The sequence below is a fragment of the Halomonas ventosae genome (assembly GCF_004361885.1).
GTDB lineage: Bacteria > Pseudomonadota > Gammaproteobacteria > Pseudomonadales > Halomonadaceae > Halomonas > Halomonas ventosae_C.
Genome location: NZ_SNWH01000025.1, coordinates 15,025 through 31,641, shown reverse-complemented (window position 1 = coordinate 31,641; position 16,617 = coordinate 15,025). Strand labels below are relative to the sequence as shown.

16 protein-coding genes are annotated in these 16,617 nt (G+C 65.6%); 8 read left to right on the top strand and 8 right to left on the bottom strand.

The features are described 5' to 3' along the window. Positions 1–109 precede the first annotated feature (109 nt). Positions 110–1,501 (bottom strand): MATE family efflux transporter, encoded by a 1,392-nt coding sequence (locus DFO68_RS13730; RefSeq protein WP_373190503.1) that lies wholly within the window; start codon positions 1,499–1,501, stop codon positions 110–112. Between the two features lie 201 nt (positions 1,502–1,702). Here DFO68_RS13730 and DFO68_RS13725 point away from each other — a divergent pair, with 201 nt between their 5' ends. After that, the gene (locus tag DFO68_RS13725) at positions 1,703–2,278 is read left to right on the top strand and encodes an elongation factor P hydroxylase (RefSeq protein ID WP_133484201.1); all 576 of its coding nucleotides are present in this window, start codon (positions 1,703–1,705) and stop codon (positions 2,276–2,278) included. 5 nt (positions 2,279–2,283) lie between these two features. Here DFO68_RS13725 and DFO68_RS13720 read toward each other — a convergent pair whose 3' ends face one another. Both DFO68_RS13720 and DFO68_RS13715 read right to left on the bottom strand, forming a co-directional pair. Further along, entirely contained in the window at positions 2,284–2,838 is a 555-nt protein-coding gene (locus DFO68_RS13720; protein WP_243726517.1) for a hypothetical protein, read from the bottom strand. A gap of 1 nt (position 2,839) precedes the next feature. Continuing rightward, on the bottom strand, positions 2,840–3,727 hold the full coding sequence (locus tag DFO68_RS13715; RefSeq protein WP_133484200.1) for a TatD family hydrolase: 888 nt from the start codon (positions 3,725–3,727) through the stop codon (positions 2,840–2,842). Between the two features lie 100 nt (positions 3,728–3,827). Here DFO68_RS13715 and DFO68_RS13710 point away from each other — a divergent pair, with 100 nt between their 5' ends. Next, a complete protein-coding gene (locus tag DFO68_RS13710) occupies positions 3,828–5,759 on the top strand; it encodes an ATP-binding cassette domain-containing protein (RefSeq protein ID WP_133484199.1) in 1,932 nt (643 codons plus the stop codon). A gap of 47 nt (positions 5,760–5,806) precedes the next feature. Here DFO68_RS13710 and DFO68_RS13705 read toward each other — a convergent pair whose 3' ends face one another. Continuing rightward, positions 5,807–6,262 (bottom strand): universal stress protein, encoded by a 456-nt coding sequence (locus tag DFO68_RS13705; protein WP_133484198.1) that lies wholly within the window; start codon positions 6,260–6,262, stop codon positions 5,807–5,809. A 109-nt stretch (positions 6,263–6,371) separates the two neighbouring features. Here DFO68_RS13705 and DFO68_RS13700 point away from each other — a divergent pair, with 109 nt between their 5' ends. Continuing rightward, positions 6,372–6,902, top strand: coding sequence for a preprotein translocase subunit YajC (locus DFO68_RS13700; protein ID WP_133484197.1), 531 nt, complete (start codon positions 6,372–6,374; stop codon positions 6,900–6,902). A gap of 6 nt (positions 6,903–6,908) precedes the next feature. On the opposite strand, the gene slyA is transcribed toward DFO68_RS13700, so the two are convergent. After that, a complete protein-coding gene (gene slyA / locus DFO68_RS13695) occupies positions 6,909–7,352 on the bottom strand; it encodes a transcriptional regulator SlyA (RefSeq protein WP_133484196.1) in 444 nt (147 codons plus the stop codon). Between the two features lie 256 nt (positions 7,353–7,608). Between slyA and fadB the strand changes: the two genes are divergently transcribed. The 5 genes from fadB (at position 7,609) to DFO68_RS13670 (ending at position 13,574) form a co-directional block, all read left to right on the top strand. Further along, positions 7,609–9,828 carry a fatty acid oxidation complex subunit alpha FadB gene (gene fadB, locus DFO68_RS13690; RefSeq protein ID WP_133484195.1) on the top strand — a complete coding sequence of 740 codons (2,220 nt, stop codon included), beginning with the start codon at positions 7,609–7,611 and terminating at the stop codon, positions 9,826–9,828. A gap of 63 nt (positions 9,829–9,891) precedes the next feature. Further along, complete coding sequence (fadA, locus tag DFO68_RS13685; RefSeq protein WP_133484194.1) at positions 9,892–11,070, top strand: acetyl-CoA C-acyltransferase FadA; 1,179 nt, start codon at positions 9,892–9,894, stop codon at positions 11,068–11,070. 206 nt (positions 11,071–11,276) lie between these two features. Then, positions 11,277–11,753, top strand: coding sequence for a YbhB/YbcL family Raf kinase inhibitor-like protein (locus tag DFO68_RS13680; protein ID WP_133484193.1), 477 nt, complete (start codon positions 11,277–11,279; stop codon positions 11,751–11,753). A gap of 276 nt (positions 11,754–12,029) precedes the next feature. Further along, entirely contained in the window at positions 12,030–13,067 is a 1,038-nt protein-coding gene (locus DFO68_RS13675; RefSeq protein ID WP_133484192.1) for a sodium:calcium antiporter, read from the top strand. A 135-nt stretch (positions 13,068–13,202) separates the two neighbouring features. Continuing rightward, positions 13,203–13,574: a thiol-disulfide oxidoreductase DCC family protein gene (locus tag DFO68_RS13670; RefSeq protein WP_133484191.1), complete on the top strand. Its 372-nt coding sequence runs from the start codon at positions 13,203–13,205 to the stop codon at positions 13,572–13,574. 45 nt (positions 13,575–13,619) lie between these two features. On the opposite strand, the gene DFO68_RS13665 is transcribed toward DFO68_RS13670, so the two are convergent. From DFO68_RS13665 to DFO68_RS13655, 3 genes are all read right to left on the bottom strand, one after another. Beyond that, positions 13,620–14,084, bottom strand: coding sequence for a potassium channel family protein (locus DFO68_RS13665; RefSeq protein WP_133484190.1), 465 nt, complete (start codon positions 14,082–14,084; stop codon positions 13,620–13,622). Between the two features lie 230 nt (positions 14,085–14,314). Further along, a complete protein-coding gene (locus tag DFO68_RS13660; RefSeq protein ID WP_133484189.1) occupies positions 14,315–15,565 on the bottom strand; it encodes a M20/M25/M40 family metallo-hydrolase in 1,251 nt (416 codons plus the stop codon). A 47-nt stretch (positions 15,566–15,612) separates the two neighbouring features. Next, positions 15,613–16,575: a zinc metalloprotease HtpX gene (locus DFO68_RS13655; protein ID WP_133484188.1), complete on the bottom strand. Its 963-nt coding sequence runs from the start codon at positions 16,573–16,575 to the stop codon at positions 15,613–15,615. Between the last annotated feature and the right edge of the window lie 42 nt (positions 16,576–16,617).

Below are 16,617 nucleotides of genomic sequence, written 5' to 3'. Positions count from 1 at the left end.
AGTGGGTGTTGCGTTTCTGATTCGACATCATCGATCCCTTCGAAATCGGCCAGGCGATAGCTTAAACCAGTGTCTGGATTTCAGGGTCCACTATAGGGTAAGGCCGGTATCACCCGGCAGGAATCTCGATCTGTCCATGGGTCATCGCCTTGCTGATGCGTCTGAGCCGCTCGCCCAGCAGTAAGGCGGCGGTGGTCAGGCCGGCGATCAGACCGATCCAGTAGCCGTGGACGCCCAGGGGGGCGATCCACCCGAACAGGCCATGCGCGCCCAGCCAATGGCCGCCCCCCAGCCCCACCAGCCAGTAGGCCAGCAAGGTGATCAGCATGATGATGCGGGTGTCCTTGTAGCCGCGCAGGGCCCCGGCCAGGTTGACCTGCAGGGCGTCCGACACCTGGTAGAGCATCGCCAGGCCGACCAGCGTCAGGGTCAGGCGCTGCACCTCGCTGTCATGAGTATAAAGCCCGATCACCGGCTCTGCGGTGAGCCACAGCAGCAGGCTGTTCAGGCCCGCCACGGCCAGCGCCACCAGGATGCCGTGCCAGGCCACCAGCCGTGCAGCATCGGGGCGTCCTTGCCCCAGTGTGTTGCCGACCCGCACGGTCAGCGCCATGCCCAGCGAGAGCGGCAGCATGAACAGGATCGAGGTGTAGTTGAGCGCCACCTGGTGGGCCGCCACGGTAACCTCGCCGAGACTGGCGATGAACAGGGCGATCAGCGTGAATAGTGTCACCTCCACGAAGATCGCCACGCCGATGGGCACCCCCACGTGCAGCAGCTCGCCGATCAGCGGCCCGCGCGGAGGCGTGGGCGAGTGCCAGAGCGCGACCTCGCCATAGGCCCGGGAGTGCCGGGTGTAGGCGATCATCGCCAGGCCCATCACCCACATGGAGATCGCCGTGGCAATGCCACAACCCAGGGCGCCGAGGGCCGGCAGGCCCTGCACGCTGCCGGGTAGCCAGTTACCGAACAGTCCCGTCAGCCCCGCGCCGCCGTAGATCAGCACAAAGTTGCAGGGGACGTTCACGCCGAGGCCGACCAGGCTGATCCATAGCGACGGTCGGGTATGGTTCATGCCGTCGGAGAAGGCGCGCAGCGCCTGGAAGAGGGCCACCCCGGGCATGCCGAGGGCCACGGCGGCCAGGTAGGCGGCGGCGCGCCCGGCGACCTCCTCGGGCACCGTCATCAGGCGAAAGATCGGCATCACCGTGAACCACAGCAGCACCGCGGCGACCATGCCCAGGGCGAGGGCGATCCACAGCGCCTGGTGGACGCTGGGGCGGATCCCCGCCGTGCGGCCGCCCCCCAGCAGCTGGGCGACGACCGGCGTCAGCCCCATCAGGGTGCCGGTCATGAACAGCATCAGCGGCATCCACAGGCTGGACCCCACCGAGACCGCTGCCAGGTCGGTGGCGCTGAGTCGCCCGGTCATCATCACGTCGCTGACGCTCATCCCGGCCTGCGCCAGCTGGGCCCCGCAGATGGGCAGCGCCAGGCGCATCAGCGGGCGCGTTTCCTGGCGGCTGGTGGCCAGCAGGCGTGAGGCGAACGAGACCAAGGCAGCAGTTCCATGCAGGGAGTGAGTAGCGCTACCCGAACCGGGGCGAGCGCGCAATGACCGCATAGTCTATCAGGGGGCATCGATCTTCGCTCCGTCCGGCCATGGCCCTATAATGGACCTTTGGTCTTAGCAGGAGCCTGCGTGAGCCACCGACTCGAGGATGTCATAGCGCTGTTCGACGGCCTTTTCTTGCCCCGTTACCGAACCCGGCTGATGCGCGGCGGGGACGAGCCACTCTACCTGCCGGCCGACGATGCCTCGCCCTGGCACCGAGTGATCTTCGCCCGCGGCTTCTACGCCAGCGCCCTGCACGAGGTCAGCCACTGGTGCATTGCCGGGGCACGCCGCCGTGAGCTCGAGGACTACGGCTATTGGTACCAGCCCGACGGCCGGGACGCCTGCCAGCAGCGCCAGTTCGAGGCGGTGGAGGTGGCGCCCCAGGCACTGGAGCGGCTCTTCTCGCACGCCTGCTGCCTGCCCTTCAACGTCAGCGTTGACAACCTGGGCGAAGTGACGGTCGACCGCGAGGGTTTCCAGATGAGGGTCGAGGCGCGCGCCGAGCGCTACCTGCGCGAGGGCCTGCCGAGGCGCGCCGCGGCCTTTCAGCAGGCGCTGGCGGCCTTCTACCGGCAGGACCTCAACCTCGAGGCGGCCGTGCTGACCGGGCGCCGACGGCTTGTGGAGGCCAGATCGCGGTCTTGCGAAGTGATCGACTAGGCCGCTCAATCGTCGACGTCATCGCCGTCCAGCAGCCTGCCATCGAAAACCATCGTCTCGGCGGCTGCGGCGCCCGGTACCAGGCGCTGGTGGAGGTCGAGCATTACCGCCACCTCATGCTCGGGACGCAGTGGCTCGAGGCCCAGCTCGCCGAACAGCTCGCCCCGTGCCCGCGCCCAGTCGCCGGGCTCGAGCTCATGGTAGAGGCTCTCGGCCGGGGCCAGCTCGACGAAGGGGTCGAGGCCGTAGGTATCGAAGAGTCGTGATATTGCCGCCTCGTCATCACTGACCCCGGCCGTGTAGAGCGTTTCGCTGAAGTGGTCATTCTCCAGCTCGCGAATCACGTCCAGTGGGCTCACGCCCATGCTGTTGAGCTCCTCCAGGCTGTACTCGCCCAGCGACACCATCTCGCTGTCCAGCCAATCGTCATCTGGCTGGATCAGGGTGTGCTTGACCCGCCCGTCGGCCAGCGTCCAGGCGATGGCCAGCGGCAAGCCGCCATCCTCGCCGGTCTCGATGGCGATGAAGCCGGGAATCTCCTTGTGCTCGGGACCGGCCATGTTAGGACTCCTCGTGTTCGGTGGTGTGGCGCGTCTCGCCTGCCGGCAGGCGGAAGAAGGTGAGCGCGGCCGCGGTGGTGGCTCGCGCCAGTTCGGCCTCGTCCATACCTCGCCAGTGGGCGATCTCGCGCACGATCCAGGGCAGCAGCGCCGGTTCGTGGCGTCTGCCCTTGAGTTTGGCAGGTAAATTGCGCGGCAGCAGGTAGGGGCAGTCGGTTTCCACCATCAGCCGCTCCAGGGGAATCTCGCCGACCAGCTCACGCAGGTGATGACCGCGGCGCTCGTCGCATAGCCAGCCGGTCAGGCCGATATGCAGATCCAGCTCCCGGTAGCCGTAGAGGGTCTCGCGATCGGCGGTGAAGCAATGTACCACCGCATCGCCGATATCGTCGCGCCAGGCATGCAGCATCTCGCGCATGCGCCGTCCGGCGTCTCGCTCATGCAGGAACAGCGGCTTGCCGCTTTCTGCCGCCAGGCCGAGCTGGGCCTCGAAGGCGCGCTCCTGCTCAATGGGCGTGGAGATGTTGCGGTTGAAGTCCAGACCGCACTCGCCCACCGCCACCACCTCGGGCTGGCGGTGCAGCTCGCGCATCGCCTGCTCCAGCGCCGGGTTCCACTGGCTGGCGTCATGGGGATGCACGCCGGCGGTGGCGAATAGCCCCGGATGGCGGCGGGCCAGCGCCACGGCCTGTTCGGCATGCTCGCGGTCGGTGCCGGTGAGGATCAGAGTGTTGACGTTCGCCGCCCGGGCGCGGGCCAGAACCGCCGGCAGGTCGCGGGCGAAACTCGCGTGGGTCAGGTTGGCGCCGATGTCGACCAGCGGGGCGGGCGAGGTGAAACGCAGGGCCTCGGGCAGGACGTCGTCGAAGGTGTCGGTCGGGGCAACCAAGGCGGAACTCCTTCAGGGATCAGATGCGTATTGTACCCGTCGCCCCGCTGCGCCGGCCATGCGTTACACTAGCCCTCTCGATGAATGAAGAGGTGAGCGCGTGACCCTGCTACGTCTGGAACAGCTGCAACTGGCCTACGGCACCCAGGTGCTGCTCGATGGCGCCGACCTGGTGCTGGAGAAGGGCGAGCGCCTCGCCCTGGTGGGTCGTAACGGCACCGGCAAGTCGACCCTGCTCAAGCTGGTGGCCGGTGATATCGAGCCCGATGGTGGCCACATCTGGCGGGCGCCGGGATTGAAGATCGGCGTACTCGCCCAGGAGCTGCCGGATGCCACCGGCCAGACCATCTTCGATGTGGTAGCCCAGGGCCTCCCCGAGGCCGGTGAACTGCTCTCCGAGTATCACCACCTGATCCACGACGAGGCGCCGGACATGCGCCGCATGGCCGAACTGCAGACGCGGATCGAGGCGATCGATGGCTGGTCCTTCCACCAGCGTATCGACGTGGTGCTGACACGCCTGGGGCTGCCGGCCGATGCCGAGATGGCTGCGCTCTCCGGTGGCTGGCGGCGTCGCGTGGCGCTGGCTCGGGCGCTGGTCGCCGAGCCCGATCTGCTATTGCTCGACGAGCCCACCAACCACCTGGATCTGGACACCATCGCCTGGCTCGAAGAGCAGCTGCTGGACTTCAATGGCGCCGTGCTCTTCATCACCCACGACCGTGCCTTCCTGTCCAGGCTCGCCACGGCGATCCTCGAGCTCGACCGCGGCCGCCTGGGCCGCTACCCCGGCGACTACGCCACCTACCAGGCGCAGAAGGCCCATGAGCTGGAGGTCGAGGCCCGCGAGCACGCCGAGTTCGACAAGAAGCTCGCCCAGGAAGAGGCCTGGATTCGCCAGGGCATCAAGGCCCGGCGCACCCGCAACGAAGGCCGGGTGAGGGCTCTGGAGCAACTACGCCGTGAGCGCAGCGAACGCCGCGAGCGCCATGGCAAGGCCTCGCTCGCCGTCGACAGCGGTGCGCGCAGCGGCAAGCGGGTGGTCAGCCTCGAGCACGTCACCCAGCGCTTCGGCGACGAGGTGGTGATCGACGATCTCAGCCTGGAGATCCAGCGCGGCGACCGCATCGGCTTCATCGGCCGCAACGGTGCCGGCAAGACGACCCTGCTCAAGATCCTGCTCGGCGAGCTCGAGCCGACCGAGGGCAAGGTGCAGTTCGGCACCAAGCTGCAGGTCGCCTACTTCGACCAGCTGCGCGCCGGGCTGGAGCCGGAGAAGAGCGTCTACGACAACGTCGCCCAGGGCAGCGATCGCATCAGCGTGGGGGGGCGCGATCGCCATGTGATGAGCTACCTGCAGGACTTCCTGTTTACCCCTGAGCGGGTACGCCAGCCGGTCAAGGCACTCTCTGGCGGCGAGTCCAATCGTCTGCTGCTGGCCAAGCTGTTCACCCAGCCGGCCAATGTCCTGGTGCTCGACGAGCCGACTAACGACCTCGACGTCGAGACACTGGAACTGCTCGAGGAGCTGCTGCTCGATTTCGACGGCACCCTGCTGCTGGTCTCCCATGACCGCGCCTTCATGGACAACGTGGTGACCAGCGTGCTGGCCTTCGAGGGCCAGGGGCGGGTACGCGAGTACGTGGGCGGCTACAGCGACTGGGTGCGCCAGGGGGGCAGGCTGCCTCCCGCGCCCTGGGAAGGGGCCGCGCGCCAGCACACCGAGCCTGCGGTCCCGGCGGTGAGCGAGACTCCGGTGCCGGCCAAGGCGCCATCCGCCGCGAGCCCGGCGAAGCGGCCGGTCAAGCTCTCCTACAAGCTGCAGCGCGAGCTCGACAGCCTGCCGGCCGAAATCGAGCGCCTTGAGGGCGAGTTGGCCGCCTTCGAGGCACGGGTGGGCGACCCGGCCTTCTACCAGCAGGATGCCGAGACCGTAACCGCGACCCTGCAGTCGCTAAACGACACCCAGGCCGCGCTGGAAGCGGCCATGGAGCGCTGGCTGGAGCTGGAGGCGATGGCGGCAGGCGAGTGATACCGCCGCCTCGGCGCCTTTCAGTGGAGCAGGGCAGGGCGCGCGGGTTACTCCTCGCTCTCCTCGCCCTTGGCACCCACTCTCACGGCCAGTACGTCGCACTGGGCACCATGCAGCACGCCAGTGGAAGTGGAGCCGAGCAATAACGCGAAGCCATGGCGGCCGTGGGAGCCAACCACGATCAGGTCGACGTCATGCTCCTCGGCGAAGCGATGGATCTCGGTATCGGGCATGCCCACTACCACGTGCTGGTTCTCGCGAGGTACGTGGCTGTCGGCAATCTCGGCCAGGCGCTGCTTGGCGTGCTCGTCGAGCTGGTCCTGGATACTGGTGAGGTCCATGGGGATGTCGCCGCCATAGGCGAAGCCCAGTGGTTCCAGGGTATGCATGATCGACAGCTTGGCATGGTTGCGGTCGGCGATCTGCATCGCCCGCTCCAGGACCTTGTAGGAGTCCTTGGTCAGGTCGACCGCGACCAGGACGTGGCGATATTCGTTGCTCATGGTATGCCTCTCCTTACAGCGTCGTTCAGCGTGTTGGGGATGCTTCCACTCTAGGACGCCGTGCGTGACAAGACAACGACTTGCCTCAATCTTCGCGAAGGAGACCGACATGGTCTGGTTACTTATCATCGTCATCGTCGGCCTGGTCTTTGCCCCGGCGCTGTGGCTCAGGCCGTCGCGTGGTCAGCAGCGCATAAGCAGGCTTCGTGCAGCGGCACGTGAGGCGGGCGTGACCGTGCGGCTCGAGACCCCGCCGCTGCACGAGGCGGACGGCTCCATGGCGGCATATCGCTGGGCCTTCCCCCAGCAGCAGCCAGGCCCCGACTTCGTGCTGGTGCGCGACGTCGTGGGCAGCGCCTTGCTCAAGCCCTTTCGGCGCGGCTGGCGATGGCGGATCGAGCCCCTGAGGGCGCTGCCGGCCTCGGTTGTGGAATGTCTCGAGGCCGCCCTGGCAGAACTGCCCGAGGATGCCCTGGTGCTTGAGTCGAGCGCCGCGGCGCTCACCCTGTGGTGGGAGGAGTCCCTGGAAGTGGGGGCCCTGGCCCCGTTGCTACAGCGCCTGAGGGCACTGCGTGATGCGCTTTCAGGACGACCCGATCGACCGCACCGTCGTGCGTCTACACCTGCGTTGCCGCGCTGAGCCAGGTCACTGCTGTCCCTCGCGGGCCTGGATCGCCAGGCCGTTCTCCTCGATACGCGACAGCAGACTCGCCAGCTGGGCAGTCTGGGTGTGGTCGAGGCCGGCCAGCATCTCACTGCGCGCCTGGCTGACCACCGCATCGATCTCCTCCAGCAGCGGCGTGGCCTCGGGCGTCAGGTGAATGCGCTTGGTGCGACGGTCCTGCTCACAGCCGCGGCGCTCGATCAGCCCCTGTTCAGAGAGCTGGTCCAGGGTGCGGACCAGAGAGGGCGCCTCGACGCCGATGGCCCTGGCAAGATCGCATTGCGGCTGGCCATCGCCGAGGCGCCAGAGATGATAGAGAGTAATCCAGCGAGTCTGAGTCAGGCCCAGCGGGGCCAGGCGCCGGTCGAGCACGGCTCGCCACAGGCGTGGGACGCGGGATAGCTGGAAGCCGATGTTCAGTGGCATGGGTCTGTGCATCCAGAAGAACCTGCTTGGATTGTCCAAATCGGCGCCATGAAATGCAAGCAGGCTTACCATTGCAAGTCCTCTGTCTCGCTCTTGGCAGTTCTCTGTTCATCCGTTGCGTTTAACAGCGCGAGGTCCAATGGGTGAGTCGCCAGCGACGTGCCATGCTGAAGACAGAGACTTGACGCTGGCGCGCGGCTGCACCAAACTGTCAAAAATCAAACGACTGTATGAATTCCTGCAGGGAGGTTCGCGGATGATCTATCAAGGTAATGCCGTCCGGGTAGAGCGGGGTCCGGAAGGAGCAAACGAGGCCATCGCCACCCTGACCTTCGACAGAAAGGATGCCTCCATTAACACGCTTTCCAGCGCCGTGGTCGCCGAGCTGGGGGAGGCCGTCGCCGCCATCCGGGCCGAGCGTAGTCTCGAGGGGCTGGTGATCGGCAGTGCCAAGCAGGCGTTCATCGTCGGTGCCGACATCACCGAGTTTCATGGCATGTTCGAGCAAGGTGCGCAGCAGATCCAGGCCATGCTCGAACGTGTGCATGGCATCTTCAATGCGATCGAGGATCTGCCGTTCCCTACCGTCACCGCCATCAATGGCCTGGCGCTGGGGGGTGGCTGCGAGATCGCACTTACTACGGACTTTCGCGTCATGGCCGAGTCGGCGAAGATCGGCCTGCCCGAGACCCAGCTCGGCATCCTGCCGGGCTGGGGAGGCTGCGTGCGTCTGCCGCGGCTCATCGGTGCCGACAACGCCATCGAATGGATCGCCGGCGGCACCGAGAACCGCGCCGAGGCCGCGCTCGAGATGGGGGTGGTGGATGGCGTGGTGCCGAGCGAGCAGCTTGAGGCCGCGGCGCTGGATATCCTGGCCCGCGCCCGGGCCGGTGAGCTCGACCATCAGGCCCGCCGCGCCGAGAAACAGGCACCGCTGTTGCTCGATCCCATCGAGCAGATGATGGCCTTCGAGACCGCCAAAGGGTATGTGGCCGGCAAGGCCGGACCCCACTATCTGGCCCCGTTGGAGGCCATCCGGGTCATTCAGAAGGGTGCTGGCGAGTCGCGTGCTCGGGCCCAGGCCATCGAGACCACAGCCTTCGCCAAGCTGGCGCTGGGTGAGGTGGCCTTCAACCTGGTTGGCTTGTTCATGAACGATCAGCAGGTCAAGAAGAAGGTCAGCCGGTATGCGAAGCAGGCGCGGCCGGTCAAGCAGGCGGCGGTACTCGGCGCGGGTATCATGGGCGGTGGCATTGCGTATCAAAGCGCCTCCAAGGGCACGCCGATCCTGATGAAGGACATCCAGGAGGAGGCCATCGAGCTTGGCCTCAAGGAGGCTCGCAAGCTGTTCACCAAGCAGGTGGAGCGGGGCAAGCTCTCCACTGAACAGATGGTCGAGCGGCTCACCAAGCTACGTCCGACTCTCGCCTATGGGGACTTTGGCCATGTCGACATGGTGATCGAGGCGGTGGTCGAGAACCCCAAGGTCAAGGCAGCGGTACTTGCCGAGGTGGAAGACCAGGTAGGAGAGGAGACGATACTTGCCTCCAACACCTCGACCATCTCCATCACCCGCCTGGCCAGTAACCTCAAGCGTCCCGAGAACTTCTGCGGCATGCACTTCTTCAACCCGGTTCATCGCATGCCGCTGGTGGAGGTGGTCCGCGGCGAGAAAACCACAGATGCTGCCGTGGCGACCAGCGTGGCTTACGCTCGGGCCATGGGCAAAACGCCCGTCGTGGTCAATGATTGCCCCGGCTTTCTGGTCAATCGCGTGCTGTTCCCCTATTTCGGCGGCTTCAGCCAGCTGCTGGCCCAGGGCGCTGACTTCCAACGGATCGACAAGGTCATGGAGGCGTTTGGCTGGCCCATGGGCCCCGCCTACCTGCTCGACGTGGTGGGCATGGACATCGCCCAGCACGCCGGCGAGGTCATGGCCGAGGGCTTCCCGGAGCGGATGGCCGGCATGGCCGGTGATCGGGGAAACAACCAGGGCAAAAGCGTCATCCAGGTCATGGTGGAGCACGATCGCCTGGGTCAGAAGAACGCCAAGGGTTTCTACGCCTATCAGGAAGACCGCAAGGGCAAACCCAGGAAGGTGACCGACGAGGCCGCCATCGCGCTGGTCGAGGGCCTGGTCAAGGAGCGTCGCGACTTCTCCGACGAGGAGATCGTCGCGCGCATGATGGTGCCGCTGTGCCTGGAGACTGTGCGCTGCCTGGAGGATGACATCGTCGGCAGCCCGGCCGAGGCTGACATGGCATTGATCTACGGCATCGGTTTCCCGCCGTTCCGCGGCGGCGCGCTGCGCTACATCGAGTCCATGGGCGTTGAGGTGTTCGTGTCCCAGGCCGAACGCCTGGCCGAGGAACTCGGCCCCCTCTATGCGCCTACCGAGAAGCTGCGTCAGATGGCCGCCTCCGGCGAGACCTTCTATACCCGTGAGGCGCAGGATGCTGGCAAGGCACAGGGCTGATACTGCCAGACGACATGCCAGGCGACGAACAGGACGTGCCAGACACTATTTGAGGAGTTATCGATGAGCTTGAATCCGAGAGACGTGGTGGTGGTCGACTGCGCTCGTTCCGCCATGGCCAAGGCAAAGAATGGCGCCTTTCGCCACGTACGCGCCGAGACCCTCAGTGCTGCGGTGATGCAGGCCCTGCTGGAGCGTAACCCTGGCCTGGACCCGGCCGAGCTCGACGACGTGATCTGGGGCTGCGTCAACCAGACTCTGGAGCAGGGCATGAACATTGCCCGCAACGCGGCGATTCTCACCGGCATCCCTAACACCGTGCCGGCGCAGACGGTCAATCGCCTGTGTGGCTCGTCGATGAGCGCGTTGCACATTGCTACCGCCAACATCCGGGCAGGCATGGGCGAGCTCTATCTCATCGGTGGCGTGGAACACATGGAACATGTGGGCATTACCTATGGCGTTGACGTCAATCCTGCCGCCAGCAAGCATGTGGCCAAGGCGGCCATGATGATGGGGATGACCGCCGAATTGCTGGGCAAGATGCATGGCATCTCCCGCAAGGAGCAGGACGCCTTCGGCGTGCGGTCGCACCAGCGGGCCCAGGCAGCGACGGAGAATGGCGGGTTCGATCGCGAGATCGTCGGCATCGAAGGACATGACGCCAATGGCTTCCGGGTGCGGGTCGACCGCGACGAGGTGATCCGCAGCGACGCCAGCCTGGAGAAGATGGCCGAGCTCAAGCCGGCCTTCGACCCGCGAGGCGGCAGCGTTACCGCCGGCACCTCCTCGGCGCTCTCGGTAGGGGCAGCCGGCATGCTGGTGATGAGTCACGAGCGGGCTATGGCCCTGGGCCTGGTCCCTATCGCCCGGGTGCTCTCCACCGGCGTGGCCGGCTGCGATGCCTCCATCATGGGCTATGGCCCGGTGCCGGCCGCGAAGAAGGCGCTCAAGAGCGCAGGCCTGACCATCGACGACATCCATACCGTGGAGCTCAACGAGGCCTTCGCCGCCCAGGCCCTGCCGGTACTCAAGGACCTGGGGTTGCATGACGTGATGGATGACAAGGTCAACCTCCACGGCGGCGCCATCGCCCTTGGCCACCCGCTGGGTTGCTCCGGCGCGCGCATCTGCACCACGCTGCTCAACGTGATGCAGGAGCGCGATACCACCCTGGGCCTGGCGACCATGTGCATCGGCATGGGTCAGGGCGTGGCCACCGTGTTCGAGCGCTTGTCGTGACTCGTCCGGCCGAGGGGGCATGGGCAACGGTCAGCCGGCGAGGCATAGCGGTCTCCCGGTTTGAACTCGTGGCATGCAGCCATCAATACCAAGACAGATAGCGTTGACAGGCATCAGGCTTTCTTCGACCCTGAGTCGGCTATCGTATGGTCACGCCGATATCCCGTCATCGTTACCATCTTGGACATTCTGGGAGGTTGATCACCATGGCTTTTGCTCTCTCTACCATGCAGCTCGAAAGCTCCGCCTTCGCCGCGGGGGGAGATATTCCAACCAAGCACACCGCGGAGGGTGACGATGTCTCACCGGCGCTTTCCTGGCAGGGCGCCCCGGAGGGTACACAGGGTTTCGCGGTGATCTGCCACGACCCGGACGCCCCCCTGGTGCAAAACGGCAGCTATGGCTTCGTGCACTGGGTGCTCTACAACCTGCCGGCGGCTACTACGTCACTCGAGGAGAACACTAGCGCTGGCACGACGGGACTCAATGACACGGGCAAAATGGGCTATGGTGGCCCCATGCCGCCGGAGGGCCACGGTGCCCACCACTACTATTTCTTGGTGCTGGCCCTGGACAAGGCCACCGACCTGCCGGAGGGACTCTCGCTGCCGGAACTGCTCCGGCAGGTCGAGCCCCACCTGATCGGCATGAACCGGCTGGTGGGCCGCTACCAGCGCGACTGAACCGAGCGGAGGTATCGTTCCCCTGGGGCTTGTGCCCTTCGAAGCGGCACCACAAAGAGGCCCCGTCGATCGACGGGGCCCGAGACGTTTTGTTCGCTTCAACGCGCAAGATATCTTTCCTGAATGCGGCATTGCCCGACAGCGTCGATGAGTCACCCGTTGCGGTATGAGCTTGCCATGAGGCGAGGGGGTGGATCTATTGCCCTTCAACCGATGCCGCGAGCATCGTGCGTGAGTCATGGCGTTTTCGACGACGCCGCACTGCGAGATAGGACCATGTCCGAGGTATTGCTCTGGGCGCTGGTGGCGGTGGCAGGCACCGCGATTGTCTGGCATGGCAGCGGCTTGCTGGAGCGTACCAGCGAGCGGCTGGCGGCCTATTATCGGCTGCCCGACATCGTCCAGGGGGCGATCGTGGTCGCGGTGGGCTCGAGCTTTCCCGAACTCTCGACGACGGTGCTCTCGAGCCTTCTGCACGGTGAATTCGAACTCGGCGTGGCCGCCATTGTCGGTTCGGCATTGTTCAATATCCTGGTGGTCCCTGCGCTGTCAGGGTTGGCCAGCCGCGAGCCGCTGCAAGCCAACCGTGACCTGGTCTACAAGGAAGCGCAGTTCTACATGATCGCCGTGGCGGTGCTGACGCTGACCTTCTCCTTCGCCGTCATCTACCAGCCGCTTTCCGACGCTGGTGGCGCCATTCGCGGCGAGTTGACGCGCCCCCTGGCATTGCTGCCGGTGGCGCTCTATGGGCTCTACCTCTTCGTCCAGTATCAGGACACCCTTGACCTCCAGGCGGAGGTGGACACCCGCCATATCCGCCCTGGCCGCGAATGGAGCCGGCTGGCGATCTCGCTGGTGGTGATCGTGATCGGCGTGGAGGCGCTGGTGCGGGCCGCCATCAACTTCGGCGATATTTTCGACACCCCAACCTTCCTGTGGGGCATCACCGTGGTGGCGGCCGGCACCTCGGTGCCGGATGCCTTCGTGTCGATTCGCGCCGCCCGCCATGGCCGTGGTGTGACCAGCATCGCCAATGTCCTCGGCAGCAACACCTTCGATCTGCTGGTGTGCATTCCTGCCGGGGTTCTGATCGCCGGAACCGCTACCATCAACTTCTCGATCGCCGCGCCCTTGATGGCGGCGCTCACCGCCGCCACCGTCGTGCTGTTTTTGATGATGCGTACGCGGATGATCCTCTCCCGTCGGGAATCTGTCGTCCTGCTGGTGATCTACCTGGCCTTTCTTGTCTGGATCGGTGCCGAGACGTTGGGGATCCTCGACTGGGTACCCAGCCTGCCACCCGCTACGGCCTGATTCGTGAGATGACGTCGCTCAGGTTGCCGCAGGCCAATCGGGGCCAACCACCACTGCTGAGCCCCGACGAATGACGCTGATGGTCTCGCCACCTCGCAGCCTGTCGGACTTAACATAATCTCAAGGAGATCCTCGATGTCCGATCAGCCTTCATTGAAGGTCTACTACGATGCCCTCTGCCCCATTTGCCGGCGTGATCGCACCCGTTACGAACGCTGGGCGGGAGAGGCCGGCCGGGCGGTGGCGTGGTGCGATGTAACCGAGCACCAGCAGGAACTTCGCGAAAAGGGAGTGGACCCGCAGGCGGCGCTGCTCTCGCTGCATGTCGAGGAAAAGAACGGTCGCATCGTCGAGGGCATCGATGCCTATGTGCGACTGATGCGTCGCGTGCCGAGGCTCAAGCCCTTCGCCTGGTTGATCGGCCTGCCGGGGCTCAAGCCATTGCTGCGTTGGGGATACGACCGCTGGGTGAGGCGGCGGTTGGGGCGAGAGGGCCGCCTTCCCTGAGCCCGCCGATGGCCGCGCAAGGCGTGTCGTGGCTCCGCTGGTAACTCAGCGTTCGCGACGGGCCGACCAGTGGCGCTGCATCTCCAGGAAGGTGAGCGAGGCGGACCAGGTGATTAACATGAAACCCAGTAGTGCCTCGGTCCCGGCCACGAAACGGAGCGGGCCGGTGGGGATGAGGTCGCCATAGCCCACAGTGGTATAGCTGATTGCCGAGAAGTAGACGTAGTCGAGAAAGTTGAGGGTGTCGACCCCCCCCACCAACTGGCCGGTTCGGGGATGCTGCCCGAGCAGTGCCGTCGCGCCGGCGAAAATCCAGATCTCCACCACATGAGCGACAAAGACCACGAAGCTGAGCATCAGGAAGCGACGGCGCTGGCTACCGTGGGCGCGTTCCAGTAACTGCCACAGCCGCATCGACACCTCGTAGTGCAGCAGGATGCAGAGGATCACGGCGATCAGGGTCATGCCCACGGCCCACAGGTGGCCAGGTTCCAGGATATCATCGAGCATGGGCAGGGTTCCTGTTATCGGCATGTCGCAAGCCTAGCGCGACTCGTGGCTCGACGTCATGGTGTCGGATATCGTCGGCATGCCCCCCCGACGTCGCTCGCGATATCCTCGACGACCACGGTGCTGCCGAGACGCTGATCGAGGCCGGTGTCGCCTCGGTGGACGCTCCTTGGCTTGCCGAACAGCACAGCAGAGCGAGCCAGAGGTCCTCCCCGCTGTGCTGCTTACGGCTACTTGTCGTCTGCGTCGGGTTTGTCGGCCCCCTGGTGATCAAGCGCGCCGGCCTGATCCAGGCGGGGGTGGTGATCGCGGAACTCGCGATGCGGGTCCGGCAGGGCGTCCAGGGCCTTCACGGTATGGGTGATGGCATGGATCGCCGCCAGCACGTCGCGGGTATAGCCTGTCTCGGAGATGGTGTGCATGTTGCGGATCGGGAAGCCGATGGAGGTGGCCACACAGTCCACGGCGGCGAGCACGCCGGCCATGCCGTCGGTGCCGGTATCCACGCCGACAATGTCGCGCTGCATGGGGATATCCTGCTCGCGGGCGGTTTTCTCGACGATGCGGTTGAGCTGTTCGCTGGCGATGGCGCCCACCGACATCGTGAAACCCTTGCCCATCTCCAGCGGCTGCATGCGCCGATCACCGATGCCGGGGGCGGCCACGTAGTCGTGATTGACGTCCACGGCGATGATCGCATCGGGCTCTAGCTCACCGGCCAGCACCCGGCTGCCGAAACGGCCGATCTCCTCGTAACTGGCGATGGCGAACATCACCCGCACCTGCTCGGTACCCCCCGACTCGGCGATCAGCCTGGCCACCTCGGCGGTGACGAAGCAGCCCAGGCCGTTGTCCAGGTAGGCGCCGTAGAAGGTATCCGGGCTGAAGCCGTGGCGGATGGGCCGGTCGAACAGGATGGCATCGCCGGGCCGCACCCCGAGGTTCTGCACTTGTTGCTTCTTGTTCTCGCCATGGATCTGCAGATCGAGGTAGAGCTGCTCCTTCTTGATGCCCTTCTCACCGTTGCGTTGGGCCGGGTCCGAGAAGTGGATGGCACCCAGCGCCTCCACGGTGCCGCCTTCGATGCGCCGGTAGCTGCCTGGTGCTTCCGGGTCTTCGCTGAACAGCGTCACTTCATGGCCGACCAGCACGTTGGGCAGGAAGGAGTCGCTATTGATCCAGATCTTGCCATCATCGCCGATGGAGCGGACCTGCATGCGGATTTTATCAGCATGGCCGATGATCATCACCTTGAACAGGTCGTCGCGCCCCGGATGGGTATCCAGCACCACGCCGGCATGGCCCATGAACTGCCGTAACTGCCAGCTCTTGGGAGCGAAGCGCTCGAAGTGGGGCTTGAGCACGCCATAGGTCATCGCCGCCTCCAGGCCCACCGGGCTCGGAGCGGCAAGGATCTCACGCATCAGCGCGAACTGGTCGTCGGGCATGGGGCTGTTCCAAGGCTTTGCAGTGTCGGTCATGAGGGTCTCTCTCGTTGGTTCACAATGGGGAAAAGGGGCCCAGCGTCTCAGCGCCGGCGACGCATCCAGTAGCGCCGGCCCATCGAGCTCGGGCGTTCGATGATCGTCGCAGGCCGATGGGCGTGTTCCTGGTGGTCATCATGCACGGGCGTCCGCGGCGATTCATCGACTTCGCGCAGCCGGCGGATGCGCTCCTCCGTCGGCGGGTGGGTACGCAGCCAGTTGAGTCCGCGGGGCGGATGGCGACCGAACAGCGTGGCCAGCCAGCGCCCATGGTAGCGTTCCAGCACCGCCAGCGCCGAGGCCAGCCCCTCAGGGTCGCCTGTCAGGGCCACGGCGTCCAGGTCGGCGCTATATTCGCGGTTGCGAGACAGGGTCAGCTGGAGCAGGGTGCTGATACTGGGTGCGAAGGCTACTACCAGCAATAGGCTCCAGGGCAGGCGCAGCTCACCGGACAGGATCATGGGTACCATCAGCAGCAGGCTGATCTGCAGCACCGTGGTCAGCCACAGGGTCAGGCGGGTCATGGCTGCGGCCATGGACATCACCCGAGTGTCGCCGTGGCGCAGGTGACTCACCTCGTGGGCCAGTACACCGGCCAGCTCGCGCAGGGTCAGGGTGCGCAGCAGGCCTTCGGTGACGGCGATGCCGCCATCGTGGCGGCTGCCCACGGCGAAAGCGTTGAGCTCTGGTGAGGGCACATAGAAGAGCTGAGGAGAAGCGCTGATGCCGGCGCGCCGATAGAGGGTATCCAGCAGCCGGTAGAGCGCTGGTGCCTGGTCACGGTCGAGCAGGCCAGCACCGGCTTCGGCAAGGATATAGCGGGCCGGCACCCAGCTGCCGGCAAAGGCTCCGATGACCACCACGCCCAGGCTGACCATGACCCCGAAGCTGCCGGCCAGCAGGTAGCCTGGCACCGCCAGCACCAGCGCTAGGCTGCCCATGATCAGCAGGGTTTGCAGGCCGTTCTTGAGGCGGCTGGCCCAGTATCGTGGAGAGTCGTTGACCATGTGCTGTTCCAATTCGTCTACTGAGGGGTGTCGCGTTTAGCT

Coding starts and splice junctions, on each gene's coding strand:
- DFO68_RS13730 (WP_373190503.1), bottom strand. CDS start 1,501: ATGCGCCTGGCGCTGCCCATCTGCGGGGCCCAGCTGGCGCAGGCCGGG.
- DFO68_RS13720 (WP_243726517.1), bottom strand. CDS start 2,838: ATGGCCGGTCCCGAGCACAAGGAGATTCCCGGCTTCATCGCCATCGAG.
- DFO68_RS13705 (WP_133484198.1), bottom strand. CDS start 6,262: ATGAGCAACGAATATCGCCACGTCCTGGTCGCGGTCGACCTGACCAAG.
- DFO68_RS13700 (WP_133484197.1), top strand. CDS start 6,372: ATGGTCTGGTTACTTATCATCGTCATCGTCGGCCTGGTCTTTGCCCCG.
- slyA (WP_133484196.1), bottom strand. CDS start 7,352: ATGCCACTGAACATCGGCTTCCAGCTATCCCGCGTCCCACGCCTGTGG.
- fadB (WP_133484195.1), top strand. CDS start 7,609: ATGATCTATCAAGGTAATGCCGTCCGGGTAGAGCGGGGTCCGGAAGGA.
- fadA (WP_133484194.1), top strand. CDS start 9,892: ATGAGCTTGAATCCGAGAGACGTGGTGGTGGTCGACTGCGCTCGTTCC.
- DFO68_RS13680 (WP_133484193.1), top strand. CDS start 11,277: ATGGCTTTTGCTCTCTCTACCATGCAGCTCGAAAGCTCCGCCTTCGCC.
- DFO68_RS13675 (WP_133484192.1), top strand. CDS start 12,030: ATGTCCGAGGTATTGCTCTGGGCGCTGGTGGCGGTGGCAGGCACCGCG.
- DFO68_RS13670 (WP_133484191.1), top strand. CDS start 13,203: ATGTCCGATCAGCCTTCATTGAAGGTCTACTACGATGCCCTCTGCCCC.
- DFO68_RS13665 (WP_133484190.1), bottom strand. CDS start 14,084: ATGCTCGATGATATCCTGGAACCTGGCCACCTGTGGGCCGTGGGCATG.
- DFO68_RS13660 (WP_133484189.1), bottom strand. CDS start 15,565: ATGACCGACACTGCAAAGCCTTGGAACAGCCCCATGCCCGACGACCAG.
- DFO68_RS13655 (WP_133484188.1), bottom strand. CDS start 16,575: ATGGTCAACGACTCTCCACGATACTGGGCCAGCCGCCTCAAGAACGGC.